Origin of the sequence: Priestia sp. BR_2, assembly GCF_041954005.1 — a bacterium.
Classification (GTDB): domain Bacteria; phylum Bacillota; class Bacilli; order Paenibacillales; family Paenibacillaceae; genus Paenibacillus_AQ; species Paenibacillus_AQ lautus_A.
This window is the reverse complement of record NZ_JAVFHM010000070.1, coordinates 1-14,706: the sequence shown is the minus strand read 5'-3', so window position 1 is coordinate 14,706 and position 14,706 is coordinate 1. Positions and strand designations below refer to the sequence as shown.

At 49.1% G+C, this 14,706-nt stretch carries 16 protein-coding genes, 1 rRNA gene and 1 pseudogene; 2 read left to right on the top strand and 16 right to left on the bottom strand.

Annotated elements, in window-relative coordinates:
• The 3 genes from RB298_RS01385 to RB298_RS01375 form a co-directional block, all read right to left on the bottom strand.
• Positions 1 to 77, bottom strand: a 16S ribosomal RNA gene (locus tag RB298_RS01385); the annotation flags it as partial.
• 321 nt (positions 78 to 398) lie between these two features.
• Positions 399 to 629, bottom strand: a complete 231-nt coding sequence (locus RB298_RS01380) for a hypothetical protein (RefSeq protein ID WP_009592811.1) — start codon at positions 627 to 629, stop codon at positions 399 to 401.
• Between the two features lie 211 nt (positions 630 to 840).
• Positions 841 to 1,449 carry a stage II sporulation protein M gene (locus RB298_RS01375; RefSeq protein ID WP_009589220.1) on the bottom strand — a complete coding sequence of 203 codons (609 nt, stop codon included), beginning with the start codon at positions 1,447 to 1,449 and terminating at the stop codon, positions 841 to 843.
• 95 nt (positions 1,450 to 1,544) lie between these two features.
• On the opposite strand from RB298_RS01375, the gene pdaB reads away from it, so the two are divergent.
• Entirely contained in the window at positions 1,545 to 2,348 is an 804-nt protein-coding gene (pdaB, locus tag RB298_RS01370) for a polysaccharide deacetylase family sporulation protein PdaB (protein WP_009589226.1), read from the top strand.
• A gap of 53 nt (positions 2,349 to 2,401) precedes the next feature.
• On the opposite strand, the gene RB298_RS01365 is transcribed toward pdaB, so the two are convergent.
• Entirely contained in the window at positions 2,402 to 2,995 is a 594-nt protein-coding gene (locus RB298_RS01365) for a KinB-signaling pathway activation protein (protein WP_096777166.1), read from the bottom strand.
• Positions 2,996 to 3,188: 193 nt separating this feature from the next.
• On the opposite strand from RB298_RS01365, the gene gerD reads away from it, so the two are divergent.
• Positions 3,189 to 3,905 (top strand): spore germination lipoprotein GerD, encoded by a 717-nt coding sequence (gene gerD / locus RB298_RS01360; RefSeq protein WP_096777167.1) that lies wholly within the window; start codon positions 3,189 to 3,191, stop codon positions 3,903 to 3,905.
• 70 nt (positions 3,906 to 3,975) lie between these two features.
• On the opposite strand, the gene RB298_RS01355 is transcribed toward gerD, so the two are convergent.
• The 12 genes and pseudogenes from RB298_RS01355 to rpsK form a co-directional block, all read right to left on the bottom strand.
• Entirely contained in the window at positions 3,976 to 5,070 is a 1,095-nt protein-coding gene (locus RB298_RS01355; protein ID WP_015737614.1) for an Mrp/NBP35 family ATP-binding protein, read from the bottom strand.
• Between the two features lie 63 nt (positions 5,071 to 5,133).
• Positions 5,134 to 5,907 (bottom strand): N-acetylmuramoyl-L-alanine amidase CwlD, encoded by a 774-nt coding sequence (cwlD, locus tag RB298_RS01350; RefSeq protein WP_486045380.1) that lies wholly within the window; start codon positions 5,905 to 5,907, stop codon positions 5,134 to 5,136.
• Positions 5,908 to 5,977: 70 nt separating this feature from the next.
• The gene (sat, locus tag RB298_RS01345) at positions 5,978 to 7,147 is read right to left on the bottom strand and encodes a sulfate adenylyltransferase (RefSeq protein ID WP_015737616.1); all 1,170 of its coding nucleotides are present in this window, start codon (positions 7,145 to 7,147) and stop codon (positions 5,978 to 5,980) included.
• 56 nt (positions 7,148 to 7,203) lie between these two features.
• The gene (locus RB298_RS01340) at positions 7,204 to 7,896 is read right to left on the bottom strand and encodes a phosphoadenylyl-sulfate reductase (RefSeq protein WP_277747134.1); all 693 of its coding nucleotides are present in this window, start codon (positions 7,894 to 7,896) and stop codon (positions 7,204 to 7,206) included.
• A gap of 196 nt (positions 7,897 to 8,092) precedes the next feature.
• On the bottom strand, positions 8,093 to 9,739 hold the full coding sequence (locus RB298_RS01335; RefSeq protein ID WP_192570482.1) for a DHA2 family efflux MFS transporter permease subunit: 1,647 nt from the start codon (positions 9,737 to 9,739) through the stop codon (positions 8,093 to 8,095).
• 9 nt (positions 9,740 to 9,748) lie between these two features.
• Complete coding sequence (locus RB298_RS01330; protein ID WP_096777170.1) at positions 9,749 to 10,198, bottom strand: MarR family winged helix-turn-helix transcriptional regulator; 450 nt, start codon at positions 10,196 to 10,198, stop codon at positions 9,749 to 9,751.
• Between the two features lie 429 nt (positions 10,199 to 10,627).
• The gene (gene rpsI, locus RB298_RS01325; RefSeq protein WP_006212891.1) at positions 10,628 to 11,020 is read right to left on the bottom strand and encodes a 30S ribosomal protein S9; all 393 of its coding nucleotides are present in this window, start codon (positions 11,018 to 11,020) and stop codon (positions 10,628 to 10,630) included.
• Between the two features lie 20 nt (positions 11,021 to 11,040).
• The gene (gene rplM, locus RB298_RS01320) at positions 11,041 to 11,478 is read right to left on the bottom strand and encodes a 50S ribosomal protein L13 (RefSeq protein ID WP_009589234.1); all 438 of its coding nucleotides are present in this window, start codon (positions 11,476 to 11,478) and stop codon (positions 11,041 to 11,043) included.
• A 301-nt stretch (positions 11,479 to 11,779) separates the two neighbouring features.
• The gene (truA, locus tag RB298_RS01315) at positions 11,780 to 12,571 is read right to left on the bottom strand and encodes a tRNA pseudouridine(38-40) synthase TruA (protein ID WP_192570481.1); all 792 of its coding nucleotides are present in this window, start codon (positions 12,569 to 12,571) and stop codon (positions 11,780 to 11,782) included.
• 326 nt (positions 12,572 to 12,897) lie between these two features.
• A complete protein-coding gene (gene rplQ / locus RB298_RS01310) occupies positions 12,898 to 13,263 on the bottom strand; it encodes a 50S ribosomal protein L17 (protein ID WP_009589203.1) in 366 nt (121 codons plus the stop codon).
• 37 nt (positions 13,264 to 13,300) lie between these two features.
• Positions 13,301 to 14,245 carry a DNA-directed RNA polymerase subunit alpha gene (locus RB298_RS01305; protein WP_006212895.1) on the bottom strand — a complete coding sequence of 315 codons (945 nt, stop codon included), beginning with the start codon at positions 14,243 to 14,245 and terminating at the stop codon, positions 13,301 to 13,303.
• 134 nt (positions 14,246 to 14,379) lie between these two features.
• Positions 14,380 to 14,634 (bottom strand): annotated as a pseudogene (gene rpsK, locus RB298_RS01300) (30S ribosomal protein S11); the annotation flags it as partial.
• Positions 14,635 to 14,706 lie beyond the last annotated feature (72 nt).

Genomic DNA, 14,706 nt, shown 5'->3' with positions numbered 1-14,706 from the left:
CATCAAGTCCGCTCGACTTGCATGTATTAGGCACGCCGCCAGCGTTCGTCCTGAGCCAGGATCAAACTCTCCAATAAAGTTTGACTTGCTCATTTCTTAACTGACGAGAATTTGTTCAATTCTCTATTTCAACGTCCCACCAAAAGTGGTTCGTTTTACTCACTCGTTGTTCAGTTTTCAAAGATCAATCTGTGTTTCTTATTTGTCATCCGCATCTCAGCGGCGACTTTTATAATATATCATACTTCCTATCAACTTTGCAAGTACTTTTTTTAAAAAAGTTTTTTGAAGTTTGTTTTGAAGTTTGATGGCCGCCGGTTGGCGGCATCACCTTCGAAAAGGAAGCGAAAATTAATTTAACATATAGTTAGCCGGTTAGTCAACACTTTTTCGCAGAATTAATGTTTGATTTGCGGAAACTTCCCGTTACGCGCATATTTGGAGAGTTCTTTCTGCGGGGCAAAGCGGGCATACATGCGAAATACCGTTTTATATCGGTTAGCGATCGCCTGCCTGATATTTTGGTCCAATCGTTGGTCGCTCAAATCCAGCAGCATTTCATCCAGTTCTTTTCGCAGTACATAATCAAGCTCTTTGCACTCTTTCTCATTGAATAGCATTCCCAGCATGATAGGACCTCCTTATATATTTAAGCGAACATGTCACGTCTCTTCAATCGGATTAAAGCTGCACTTGCCTATGTAATGGTGATTAACCGTTTTGGCGGGATCTCTAAACCGAATGAAAGCTGTCTGAACATCATGATGTACGCCCTGTCCACGCAGCTCTCTCTTTGCTCTGCCAAGCTGCTTTATTAGGTATGCACAATTTCCGGGAAAATTATGACATCAGCCACAACGTAATTGTACTTTCGATCATAGCGGCCACGAGCAGCAGCACGACAACCCATAAAGAAGCAGTACCCAGCTTCCGCCAAAAGCCTCGCCACTCCGCGCCTATCCCGCTTCTGCGTTCCCCTGTTGCCACAACGCTTCTCAATACCAGCCCGCCAAAAGCCAGGCCGTACCCGCAGGCAATCACAATAACCGGTATCTCAATGATGCCATGAGGCAGCAGCCCCTTCACGATCAGATCGAACAGACTCTCTCCGCTCTCCCCCACGACTTTCACCAGGAAACCAATCACCATGCCGTTAACGACCAGGAAGAAAAATGGAATCACTCCCAGCAGCAAGCCCGAAAACATAACCAGCACGCTTTTAATGCTGTTGTTCAGAAAGATGAACACAAAAAAGTTCCATTCCGGATGATCGGAGGAACCTAGCTGCTGGCTAATCTCCCCCAGCCCTTGAAGCTGACCCAGAAGGAATTGCTCAAATCCCTCTGAGCTTGCTCCCGCTGCGATTCCGGCTATGAATAGAACCGCCGCCAAGAGCAATGCCTTCCGGATGGATCTTAAATCTCTAAGAAAAATGCTAAAACGTAACATTCGAGAACCTCCTAAATTGGTATAACTCGCAAGTACGAGCATATGTTGAAAGTAAACAAGCTATTGCACACTGAAGGGAGAGGGGCGCACGTATTATGAATTCTTTTTATGTATTCAACGGCAGAAAGATTAAGCGGTTTTTCTTCGTTCTTGCCGCGGCGATCTTTGCAATCGGCGTTATTTATGTGGAGAGTGACAACATCTCGGTCTTCTCCGAGGACAACCCGTCAGCGATTTACAGCGTGTCTACGGACAAGAAACAGATTGCGTTGACCTTTGACATCAGCTGGGGCGAAAAACGCGCAGAGCCCATTTTACAGGCCTTAAAGGACAATGGAGTTCAAAAGGCAACCTTCTTCCTGTCTGCGCCATGGAGCAAAACGCATCCCGATATCGTGAATGCCATCAAGGAAAGCGGATATGAAATCGGGAGCCACGGCTTCAAGCACGATAATTACAGCACGCTCACCGACGAGGAAATACGCAAGCAGATTTCTTCGGCACACACTATTTTAACCGCAATGACCGGACAAGAACCCAAATTGATACGGATGCCGAACGGGGATTTTGACAAAAGAGTCCTCAGCATCGCCCAAAGCCTGAACTACACGGTGATCCAGTGGGATACCGACTCCAGGGATTGGAAGAACATCGGCGTCGAGAAAATCGTCGATCGCGTCGTCTCCAAAGCCCATCCGGGAGATATCGTGCTGATGCACGCCAGCGATTCGGTGAAGCAAACCCATGAAGCGCTGCCTCTCATCATCAAGGAACTTCGCAATCAAGGCTACGAGTTCGTCACGGTCACCGATCTGCTTCAACAGGGCAGCACCCAAGGCACCGAGGTCCGCGATCACGCTTCATTGCAGAAGAGCATCGAAGACGCAGGCGGGCTATGACTCATGAAGACCCTTAACATTAAATAATGCTTAACAAAAAAAGAGCTAAGGCGTTAGCTCTTTTTTTCGTCTTGTGTAACTTTATGAAGCGTCAGAATCTGGTATGCATTACAGATCAGCAACGGTACAACCATAAAAATCGTGGCGTTGCTCACTCCGATTTGCAGCACGCCGATAATCTCTACGATGGAAATGGCCATCATGAAGAACAGCGTCGGGATCCATGCGTTGGCATTTGTGCTCTTTACTTTGAGGTAAGCAACGACAATGGCAATGACCAGTATGGAGATACCCAGAATCAAATCCTGCTGCAGGCTGGTGGATCCGCCGACAAACGTACGGAAGAACATCAGCTCCAGCAATGCCAGTACAGCCAACACGATCTGAATGTATTGCCAAGTCTTTCTTCGGAATATGCCAATCCCCATATAATTTAACGTCAGGTATGCAAAAAAGCCCATCTGGGAGTATACGCTCACCAGCGCCCCAGAGCCTAACAAAATCAGCGGGTATATCAATAAATCGGCCATTCCCGTGAACTCGATAGCGCCATTAAACAACTGCAGGACCAGACCTACGATCAATGCCGCCACTGCCCCGACGAGCAGCGTTTTCAAAAACAATTTGGACCACTTACGTAAGCTCAACTAACTTCCACCCCCACAGATCATTATTTTACCAACGTTCACAATAAAAAACCATTCTGAATCCGACATATTTCTGCAAATCCATCGCATACTATGCGAAGACCCGTAAGAAAAATGACATTCAACTTACTTTCACGAAAAGACAGACCGCACGCAGAAGGATTTTTCTTGCGAAAAAAGGAGGACAACGGTAATGAAGTGGCCGTTATTTCGTTTATGTATTATCGTCTTCGTTGCTGCCATGGTGCTTACCGCTTGTGGCGTAGAACAAAGCTCGTCCCCGCAGCTTGGCTATAAAGAAATCAAGTCTATGGTGGTCGACATTCTGAAAACCGACGAAGGCAAAAAAGCGGTGGAAGAAGCGATGGGGGGCGGAGCCGGCGGTTCCTCAGGCAGCGGAGGATCAATGGGAATGCGGATGATGTCCGCCCAATCTGGCGATCAAATTCGGATGGCTGTTAAGGATACGCTGGTGTCGGATGAATATAAGAAGGAAATTGAGAAGATCATGACCGATCCGCAATTCGCCGGCGATTTTGCCAAGGCCATTAATTCCGAGAGCAAGCAGCTGCATATGCAGCTGATCAAGGACCCTACGTATCAAAAGGCTATTCAGGATATGTTAAAATCACCGGATGTGATGAAATCGTTTCTTGAATTGACCAATACGCCGGACTATCGCAAACAGTCCATGACCGTGATGCAGGAAGCTATGCAAAATCCGCTGTTCCGCATGGAGGTTCTGGAACTGCTCAAAACGGTCGTGAAAGATGAACTTCAGCCTAAAGTGGAAAAGAAAAAACAAGGCGAGGGACAAGGCCAAGAAGAGCAAGGCGGTGGCGGCGGTGAAGGTAGCAGTGAAAGCGGCGGCGGCGAAGAAGGCGGCGGTGATGGCGGCGGCGGCGGTTAAAGCATCCATTCCGAAAAATAGAACAAGCTCCCTGCAGAGGGAGCTTGTTTCGTCATATTATGAGTTGGTCTTAAACGGATCCTTCAAGCTTAGCCGCGATTCGTGAGGCGATCTCTTCGTAAATCGCTGCGCTCTCGGTCCCCGGTTTATAAACCGATGGCGAGAAATCCGGCTCCGAAGGGTGATTATCCGGGGCCCCCAACGGAAGCTGCGCGAGAAGCTCCGTATGAAGCGTCTCGGCAAGCTTGCCTCCGCCTCCACGACCGAACACATAATCCTTCTCACCGCCATGGGAGCAGACATAATAGGACATGTTCTCGACGACGCCTAGAATTTCATGATCGGTCTGCAAGGCCATCGCACCCGCTCTGGCGGCAACAAACGCCGCCGTAGCATGCGGGGTGGTTACGATGATCTCTTTGCTCTGCGGAATCATCTGATGCACGTCCAGCGCCACGTCACCGGTTCCTGGCGGCAGATCAAGCAGCATGTAGTCCAAATCCCCCCAAGCGACATCGGTGAAAAATTGACGCAGCATTTTGCCAAGCATCGGTCCGCGCCAAATCACCGGACTGTTCTCACGGATGAAGAAGCCCATCGACATGACCTTGACGCCAAAGCGCTCAACCGGGTGAATGACGCCGTCTTCGGTTACGGAGGGCCCTTCCTCAATACCCATCATGTCCGGCACGCTGAATCCGTAAATATCCGCGTCAATCAGACCGACCCTCTTCCCTTGTCGGGCCAAAGCTGCGGCTAAATTCACCGTAACGGTGGATTTGCCGACGCCGCCTTTGCCGCTTGCGATCGCAATGAAATGAACGCCGGATTGTTCGCTTAGAAGCGTATTCTGCTCCATGCCGGCAGCATGCCCTTTTGTCAGCTTGTCGCGATCGTTGGCTTCCTCGCGGTTCGCTTGGTTTGAGGCATTGTCCAGGGGACGCATGCGGATATGAATATCCTCTGCCCCCATCGCCTCCAGAATTTCTCTGATCTGCGCTTCCAGGGAAGCGCGTACATCTTCGCTGCTGTACGTCACGGATAGTCGAACCGTGCGTTCCTTGACTACAATATCTCGAATACGCTGGAGCTCCATCAGGCTCTTCCCGGTTTCGGGATCACGTAAAGGCTGGAGTATCTCCTGCACCGTTTCTCTAGTCAGCATATAAGCACCTCTGCTCTATGTAATGGAATAGACAATGTTTCGTTATTCGTGTCTATTATACCATTACTCTGCAGCTTGTGACGACTCGCTGATGGACTCTCCGGAGGTATACCGCAAAATGCCGTTATACACGGAAGCTGCGACCTTCCTCTGGTATTTCTCGTCCCGAAGCAATTCGGATTCCTCCGGGTGGGACAAGAAACCGACCTCGACCAGGGCGGATGGCATGCGCAGGGCTTGGAGCAAATATATCTTGTCGTCCGTTTTGGCCAGACGCTGCGTATTCTCCAGGTTATGCCTAATTTCAGCCTGGATCAATTCGGCAAGTTTCTTGCTGTCCTCGTTATTCGGCGGGAAAAAGGTCTGCGCGCCTCTCCACCGATTGGACGGAATGCTGTTCAGATGCATGCTGATAAACAGGTCGGCCTTGCTGTCCTCGATCATCCGCACGCGTTGTTTGAGGTCTTCCGTTTTCCGCTTGGAATATCCCTTGGTGCTTTCCGCCGCCAGGTCGTAGTCTCCTTCTCTTGTCATAATGACAAGCGCGCCTGCCTGCTGCAAGTAATCACGTAGATACAAGGTGATGGCCAGGTTTACATCCTTCTCTATGACGCCTTGGCGGCTTACTGCTCCCCCGTCTGGCCCGCCATGGCCTGCATCAAGGGCAATGACTTTGCCGGCAAGCGGCAGGCTCCAGGTATTGGACGTTTTGGCAGAGGGGATTTCGTACGTCACTACGATAATGAGCAGTGCCAGTAGTACGGCACCAATCAGGGTTTGTTTGATTCTCTTCAACGATATCCATACCGTAACCTTGTCCGTTCTCCGCCTGGACATAACAAAACCACCTCGTCCCATGAGTTGTTCTACTCCATCATATGGGACAAGGTGGTTATTTATGCCTTCGTTATACCGTGATCTGCTCTTTCATGCCTTCGATCAGTACTTGCGCAACTTCCGGGCGCGTAAATTCCGGCGGCGGGCACTGCCCCTCGCGAAGCAAGCCGCGAACCTTCGTTCCCGACAAGGTCAGATGGTCCTCCTTAGGATGCGGGCATGTTTTGCTCGAGGCCATGTTTCCGCACGTTGTGCAGAAGAAGCTGTGCTCGAAGAACAGCGGGGTAATGCCTAACTCTTCCGCAGTGAAATTCTTGAAAATTTCCTGTGCCTCGTAAGTGCCGTAGTAGTCGCCGACTCCGGCGTGATCCCGGCCCACGATAAAATGAGTGCATCCATAATTTTTACGAACCATGGCATGGAATATGGCTTCCCTTGGGCCTGCATAACGCATGGCAGCCGGAAATACGCCCAGGAAGGTACGATCCGCGGGGTAATAGTTCTCCAGCAAGGTGAGGTAGCTCTTCATCCGCACGTTGGCAGGAACGTCATCCGATTTGGTCTCTCCCACGAGCGGATTGAGGAATAGCGCATCTACGATTTCCATTGCGCTTTTCTGAATGTACTCATGTGCACGGTGGACCGGATTTCGGGTCTGAAAGCCGACAACCGTATTCCAGCCCTTGGCTTTAAAATGTGCGCGTGTCTCTGCCGGATCAAAATAAAACTCGCCAAAACGTTCCGGCTGTGGACGATTCAATACTTGAATCGGACCTCCAACATACGTCGCAGGTCGTTCCAAAAGCTTTTTCACGCCTGGATGTTCCGGATCATCGGTCTTGAATACTTGTACAGCCTCGACTTGCTGATCGACCTGGTAGACGCTCTCGACATCGATGACGCCATAAACGACGCCGTCTTCTTCTCCTACAAGCGCCGCCTTCTCGCCGACTACGAGCTTCGCCGCCGTGTCTTCATCTACGGCCAGCGTGACCGGTATGCTCCACACCGTTCCGTCAGATAAACGCATATTGGAAACGACAGATTTGTAGTCCTGCTCGTTCAGAAATCCCTGCAATGGCGAAAATGCTCCGACCCCGATTAGATCCAAGTCCGAAATGCTCCAGGCGTTTACAGGGATCTTATGAAAGGTGTCAACCTGCTTCAACAAAGCTTCACGTTCTTCTCCTTGGGCTACCCGCTGTACCAGGGTGCCGCCATGAGGGAGTATGGCTGTCATGAATAATTCCTCCTTCTTATGCTGCAACTGTGATAAGGCAAGTGGTTCTTATCTGTTTATTTATGAAGCCCGCACTCCGTCTTCTCATGCCCGGACCAGCGTCCTGCACGTGGATCTTCTCCCGGCATGACCTGCCGCGTGCAGTATTCGCAGCCAATGCTCGGATAATTCTGATCATGCAGCGGGTTGTAGATGATCTCGTTCGTGCGGATGTAATTCCACACATCCTCACTCGTCCAGCCCGCGATCGGATTGAACTTCACCAAACCGAACTTGGTATCATATTCAATCTTCTTCGAGTTCGCCCGGGTAGGGGCTTGATCTCTTCGTATGCCTGTGATCCAAGCCTCGTATTGAGACAGAATCCGGGTCAACGGCTCTACCTTGCGGATGTTGCAGCATTCGTTCGGGCTGACGCTCCATAATGCTTCGCCATGCTGAGCCGCTTGCTCTTCCGGCGTGATGAGAGGAGATACGCGCACAAATTCCAGCCCATAACGTTCTGCCATACGATCCCGCGTTTCATATGTCTCCTTGAAATGAAAGTCGGTATCCAGATAAAAAATATCCGTCGACGGACTGATCTTCTGAATCATATCGACCAATACCACATCTTCTGCTCCAAAGCTGCAAGCAAACGTTATGTTAGGAAACGTCTTGATAGCATATTCGATGACTTCCTCAGCCGATGCGTGCTCAAGCTCTTCAGCTTGCACTCGGATCAGATCTTCTTTCTCCAGCAAATTCATGATTGGATGCCTCCCCCATTTTTCGTTAATCCCGATAATCCTACTGAAATAATATGAATTAAATACAGTATAAAACATTCCTAATAAATGTCAACCATCAAATCGTTACCATAAAAAACGAAAAAACCCTTCCTGCACAAGCAGGAAGGGGCTTCTCTCTATTCTATTTTCCAAACATTATGACAAGTCTTGGACCTTACTCCGATGCTACGGATACCTCTTTGGCTCTCATGCCTGCACCGGCACTTTTTCCTTCCGAATCCTCGGACTTGGGAGCCGATGCCTGATTCGTTGTCCGCAGCGGAATTTCCTTCAAGAAGAATACGAGCAGCAATGCGACCACAAGCACCAGCATCCCGGTAAGGAATACCATGGATAGCGTATTTCCGAGCGCATCGCGAATGCTGTCTATCATCTGCAGGAATAATGGCTGCACATCTGCAGGAAGGCTTGCTTGCGTCTGTTCGATCAACGGCTTATTCATCAGCGTCTGCGGATTCGCGAACGATAGCATCTGCTGGGCCATCTGCGGATCCAAGGAGCTGAAGTCAGGCGCGCTCTCCGACTGAAGTGCATCCTTCAAATTCTTCGTCAGGTTATTCGACATAACCGTACCCATAACCGCGATACCGATCGTACCGCCAAGATTACGGAACAATTGGGAAGAAGCCGTCGCTACGCCAAGCTCTTTGTGCGATACTGCATTTTGCGTGGCCAGCGAGAATACCGGCATGCCCAAACCAAGACCGACACCGAAAATGATGGTACTGACCACGGTCAGCCACAGGTTATCCATGAATACCATGATACCCATGCCCACAATCATGATCGGTACGCCAAGCAGCGCGTAACGTTTGTACTTGCCGCTCTTCGCGATCAGCTGGCCCACGACGGCGCTCATTCCCATCATGAAGACCGACATCGGAATCGTTACATACCCGGCATAGGTAGGCGAAATGCCGAGTACGCCCTGCACGTAGAACGAGATGTAAATCATCGCGCCCATCAAACCGAAGTTCATAATGAATCCAATCAGATTGGAAACCGTAACGACGCTGTTCTTAAACAAACTCAGCGGCAAAACCGGTTCCTTGGCCTTTGTCTCAACAAATATAAAGATGATGGCCGATACGACCGAAGCCGCTATGAGACCGATAATTTCCGGCGATCCCCAAGGATATTCCGTACCTGCCCAAGAAAAGGCAAGAAGCAACGGAACGATGGCCGTTGTCAGGAATAAGGAGCCCAAATAATCGATGGATTGACCCGGTTTGCGTTCGACCTTAGGGAACAATGTCATGATCATGATAAAGGCAACGACGCCCAGCGGCAGGAAGATCCAGAATAACCAGCGCCATTCAATGTTATCGACCAGGTAACCGCCAAGCGTAGGACCCAGGACACTGGAAAAACCGAATACCGCCGTCATCAGGCCCATCCATTTACCACGTTCCCGCGGCGGGAATAAGTCCCCGACCGACATAAATGCCGTTGACTGGATAATGCCGGCACCGATACCTTGAATACCGCGATAAATGATAAACTGATACACGTCTGTCGAAGTACCCGTCAGGAAAGCCCCTAACATGAAAAACAATATACCTATCAATATAAACGGCTTACGTCCGAACATGTCGGACAGCTTGCCAACCAGTATGGTAGCGATCGTTGATGTTAACAAATAAATGTTGATGGTCCATGTATAATAATCCATGCCATCGAGAATGGCGATAATCCGCGGCATCGCGGTGCTTGTTATCGTCTGGTTAATGGCTGCGAAGAACATCGCAGCCATGATCGCGATCATAATCGAAACTTTACGTTTAAGCGTTAAATGCTCCATGCTCCACCTCTACCCGTTGTGATTGTTTTTATCTATGTTTGACAGCATCAAGGAGAAGATTCTTCTTAAATGCTGAATGTCTTCCTCTGAGAGGAAGTCGAAAAATCCCTGGATCATTTCTTTTTGATCCTTCTTCACTTTCTTAATGATCTCAAGCCCCGGTTCCAAGAGCGTGATGTTGACAACTCTGCGGTCATCCTCGGCGCGTTCTTTCTGCAGATATCCTTCTGCAACCAATTTATCCGTCAGTCCGGTTATAGCCGGCGGCGTCAAAGACAAAACTTCAGCAAGCTCCGAGACCTTTAGAGGTCCTCTCATCTTTAATACATACAGCACCTGAAATTGAGGGAAACTTAAATTGTATTTCCCGGCGCTCGACTTGTTCCATTCTTGAGAAATGTTCTTCAGCAGCGCCCGGAACATCGACGACACCTTAAAAATCTCTTCATTGCGATCCAACCATATCACCCCTTACTGCTCCAAGAAATTACTTATCTAATTAATGATTAAATATTAATTATTTAAGTACTTAATTAATTTGCAATTAATAATATATCTCTATTTACATATGAAGTCAAGTGGTTAACGATGTCAGATGATCATGCTCGGAGACCAGCTTCATTCTTTCTATCCTCAACCTGTGCACATGATGTGAACAACATGCCCCAAAACACGCGAACGTATCCCTAATGTGCTCACCATGATGTGCATATCTTTGTGGACAACCTGACTACAATTGTCTTGTCCACTTTTCCAACACAGTAGACAGACTTCGTGCAGAGGACGGTGTGTTGCCATAACCGGGAGACCTATGCTTCGAGAATTATGCTTTCAGACACCACAAAAAAGCCCTTGACCGTAATGGCCAAGGGCTTGGTAAATCGAATATTAACGTTTGGAGAACTGAGGCGCGCGACGAGCTGCTTTAAGACCGTATTTCTTACGTTCTTTCATACGAGGGTCGCGAGTCAGGAATCCAGCTCTTTTCAGAGAAGGACGGAATTCAGGATCTGCTTTCAGAAGAGCACGGGAGATACCGTGACGGATTGCTCCAGCTTGACCGGAGATGCCGCCACCGTGAGCGATGACAAGCACGTCATATTTGCCCAGTGTTTCTGTCAGATTCAAAGGTTGTTTAACGATCAGTTTGAGTGTTTCCAAACCGAAATATTCATTGATATCACGTTTATTGATGACAATGCGTCCTTCACCCGGTACGAGGCGTACACGTGCTACCGAGTGCTTACGACGACCTGTCCCATAGTATTGTACTTGTGCCATGAAACTGTCCTCCTTTTTAATTAACCGCGAAGTTCGTAAACTTCTGGTTTTTGTGCTTCATGTGGATGTGCCGTGCCTGCGTATGCTTTCAGTCTCAGCTTCATTTTCTCGCCCATGCGAGTTTTAGGAAGCATGCCGTGAACCGCGCTTTCGATTACACGCTCTGGGAATTTAGCAATCAGGTCTTGAGCTGAAGTTACTTTCAATCCACCTGGATGCAGGGAGTGACGATAATATTTCTTGTTCTCCATCTTTTTGCCAGTGAGGTGGATTTTCTCGGCGTTGATAACAACCACGAAATCCCCTGTGTCAACATGTGGAGTGAATTGAGGCTTATGTTTGCCGCGGATCAGAGCCGCAACTTCACTTGCCAAACGGCCAAGCGTTTTGCCTTCGGCATCAACGATGTACCATTTGCGCTCAACTTCATTTGGCTTCGCCATATAGGTGGTACGCATGTATAGTTCCTCCTTGTATTCGTCCGAAAATCATCATTAATTTTCATCATTTATCTTCGTTCATGTGTAAAGCATTTTCATGGTGTTGCTGTCTTGCTATTGGCATTCTCTTAACCGGGGCTGTGGGAGAGCCGTTAAGAAAACACAACTTATATAATACAGGATTACGCCCACTTCCGCAAGTGTTTTTTGCTTTTCTACCTTACACCCTGCGGTTTGATTCAAACAAGCCGCCAAACGCATCCCGAACGCTTTCCGGTTCTTTGGGGAACAGCCGTCTGCGTGGCACGTATCGCGTCAGTCATTGCAGCTTCTCTTGGCCGGCGATATCGTAATCCACTTCCCATAACATCAAGCCCTTGCCCATCGCTGTGGGACCGGCTGCCGCCCGATTTTGGGCTTCCAATATGACCTTCATATCATCCGGATGGCGCTTGCCTTCCCCTACCTCAATCAACGTTCCCATAATGATCCGGACCATGTGCTGCAGAAACCCGTTCCCGGATATGAACGTATGAATGATTCCTTGATCTCTGGTGCCTGGGCGGCACATGGATGTATCCTTCTCGATCCAAGCATCAAAAATCGTACGGACATGGGACGGCTTCGTCGACTTTCGTGACGCAAACGTTGTAAAGTCATGCGTTCCGATCAGATGAGAAAGTCCCTGCTCCATCGCTGCGATATCCAGTTTTCCATGATGATGGATCTGGTACCGCCGGTTGAATAGATCCGGATATTGATTCGCATTGATGGTAAAACGATAGGTTTTGCGTTTCGCTGCATGGCGGGAATGGAATTCCATCGGTACCTCCATTGCATCCGAAACCACGATATCTTCCGGCAGCCAAGTGTTTAATGCCATGCACCAACGCTCCACGGGAATGGGGGAAGCCGTGTAAAAATTAAATACCTGGGCGCGGGCATGCACCCCGGCATCTGTCCGGCCGGAAGCCGTAATCTTGAGCTGCTCTCCGGACAAGCGGCGAATGGCTTCCTCCAAATAGTCCTGAATCGTGTGGCCACCGGGCTGGGTCTGAAAGCCGTTATAATCGGTACCGTCGTAACTGACCTTCATCAGAAGATTACGCATTGCTTGCCTCCTGCGTGCTTTCATCGAATGATTCCGCAACGAAACTTGCGATTTAGAACCTCATCAGCTTCGCTGAAAACTCATGAGTTCCATATCTATCAAAAAAAGAGCCCCATAGGAGCTCCTTTTCATCATGTTAAGCCGAACCCTTCGAGTCAGCCACATGACTAGAAGGTCCCCGTTATCGTAGCCCATGGAGTAGTCGAGACGAGTCGAACCAAATGATCGACTATATCTCGCACCACTTCCCGTTCATGGCCCCTAGAATAAACATCTGAAGAGCCGGGCATACATAACTTCAGTCACTTCAATGGAACAAAACGAAATTACGCGCGATCTACCAGTTCCAAATAAACCATTGGAGCTGCGTCACCACGACGAGGACCCAGTTTCAGGATACGCGTGTATCCGCCTGGACGCTCTACGTAGCGAGGAGCGATTTCGGAGAACAATTTTTGGATTGCATCTTGTTCACCGTCAACCGTTTCACGACGCACGAATGCAGCTACTTGACGACGAGCGTGCAGATCACCTTTTTTTGCTTTTGTGATCAGTCTCTCAGCGATCGAACGAACTTCTTTCGCTTTGGCTTCAGTCGTTTGAATACGCTCATATAAGAAAAGGTCGGTTACCAGGTCACGGAACAACGCTTTACGCGCACTGGAATCGCGGCCCAACTTTTGGTATGCCATGTGTTTTTCCCTCCTTTGCTAAGCTAAGCCGAATCTGTTATTCTTCCGTACGAAGTCCCAGGCCCAACTCTTCGAGCTTCTCTTGAACTTCCTCCAAGGATTTGCGTCCGAGGTTCCGGACTTTCATCATATCCTCTTCGGTTTTCGTAGTCAGCTCTTGTACCGTATTAATGCCGGCACGTTTCAAGCAGTTGTAGGAACGAACGGAAAGATCCAGCTCTTCGATCGTCATTTCAAGCACTTTTTCTTTCTTGTCTTCTTCTTTCTCGACCATGATCTCCGCATCCTTCGCTTCGTCGGTCAGACCCACGAAGAGGAACAGATGCTCAGTCAAGATTTTCGCGCCGAGACTAACGGCTTCTTCTGGGCGGATGCTGCCATCCGTCCAAATTTCAAGCGTCAGTTTGTCGTAGTTGGTTACTTGGCCAACACGCGTATTTTCCACGCCGTAGTTAACACGGCTAATCGGAGTGTAGATCGAATCGACGGGAATGACGCCGATAGGCTGGTCATCGCGTTTGTTCCGATCCGCCTGGACATAGCCACGACCGCGACTGGCAAAAATACGCATATGAAGTCTTGCACCAGGGCCCAGCGTCGCAATATGAAGATCCGGATTCAGAATCTCCACATCACTATCCGCACGGATGTCACCAGCAGTAACAACCCCTTCACCCTCCGCATCAATCTCGAACACTTTCTCTTCATCGGAATGAATTTTCAGAGACAAAGCTTTCAGGTTCAGGATGACCTCGGTCACGTCTTCCATGACACCCGGAATCGTGGAGAATTCATGAAGCACGCCATCGATTTGAATCGATGTGACGGCTGCACCCGGGAGTGAGGATAACAAGATGCGGCGAAGCGAGTTCCCCAGCGTCGTGCCATATCCTCTCTCTAGAGGCTCAACAACGAATTTCCCATAGGTTCCTTCTTCATTGACATCAACGGTCTCAATTTTCGGCTTTTCGATTTCAATCACGCAAGTACCCCTCCTTCAAACGTCGCTCCTATATGAAACTGTCATCTTATCCAGTAATCCATGTAGTAGTATGCCTAAACAACCATTATTAGCAGATTGCAACGGATTTATACCACATTAACAGGATGACTTCATTATACGCGACGACGTTTTGGTGGGCGGCATCCGTTATGTGGAATTGGTGTTACGTCTTTGATCAGGTTCACTTCGAGACCTGCTGCTTGCAGGGAACGAATTGCTGCTTCACGACCAGCACCAGGACCTTTAACCATGACTTCCACCGCTTTCATACCGTGTTCCATAGCCGCTTTGGCAGCGTTTTCAGCACCCCTTTGCGCAGGTAACGGGTGTGTCTTTCTGGAACCTTTAAATCCTAGTCCGCCGCAGCTTCCCTAATGACTCCCGTTACCAGGAGGCTCGTTAACCTTTACGTTTGTCTTTTTTAACGGTAAACCTCATTG

What these genes read in the sequence shown, in the direction of transcription:
- RB298_RS01380 (WP_009592811.1), bottom strand. Translation starts at nt 629, where the DNA reads ATGCTGGGAATGCTATTCAATGAGAAAGAGTGCAAAGAGCTTGATTAT.
- RB298_RS01375 (WP_009589220.1), bottom strand. Translation starts at nt 1,449, where the DNA reads ATGTTACGTTTTAGCATTTTTCTTAGAGATTTAAGATCCATCCGGAAG.
- pdaB (WP_009589226.1), top strand. Translation starts at nt 1,545, where the DNA reads ATGAATTCTTTTTATGTATTCAACGGCAGAAAGATTAAGCGGTTTTTC.
- gerD (WP_096777167.1), top strand. Translation starts at nt 3,189, where the DNA reads ATGAAGTGGCCGTTATTTCGTTTATGTATTATCGTCTTCGTTGCTGCC.
- RB298_RS01355 (WP_015737614.1), bottom strand. Translation starts at nt 5,070, where the DNA reads ATGCTGACTAGAGAAACGGTGCAGGAGATACTCCAGCCTTTACGTGAT.
- cwlD (WP_486045380.1), bottom strand. Translation starts at nt 5,907, where the DNA reads ATGTCCAGGCGGAGAACGGACAAGGTTACGGTATGGATATCGTTGAAG.
- sat (WP_015737616.1), bottom strand. Translation starts at nt 7,147, where the DNA reads ATGACAGCCATACTCCCTCATGGCGGCACCCTGGTACAGCGGGTAGCC.
- RB298_RS01340 (WP_277747134.1), bottom strand. Translation starts at nt 7,896, where the DNA reads ATGAATTTGCTGGAGAAAGAAGATCTGATCCGAGTGCAAGCTGAAGAG.
- RB298_RS01335 (WP_192570482.1), bottom strand. Translation starts at nt 9,739, where the DNA reads ATGGAGCATTTAACGCTTAAACGTAAAGTTTCGATTATGATCGCGATC.
- rpsI (WP_006212891.1), bottom strand. Translation starts at nt 11,020, where the DNA reads ATGGCACAAGTACAATACTATGGGACAGGTCGTCGTAAGCACTCGGTA.
- rplM (WP_009589234.1), bottom strand. Translation starts at nt 11,478, where the DNA reads ATGCGTACCACCTATATGGCGAAGCCAAATGAAGTTGAGCGCAAATGG.
- truA (WP_192570481.1), bottom strand. Translation starts at nt 12,571, where the DNA reads ATGCGTAATCTTCTGATGAAGGTCAGTTACGACGGTACCGATTATAAC.
- rplQ (WP_009589203.1), bottom strand. Translation starts at nt 13,263, where the DNA reads ATGGCATACCAAAAGTTGGGCCGCGATTCCAGTGCGCGTAAAGCGTTG.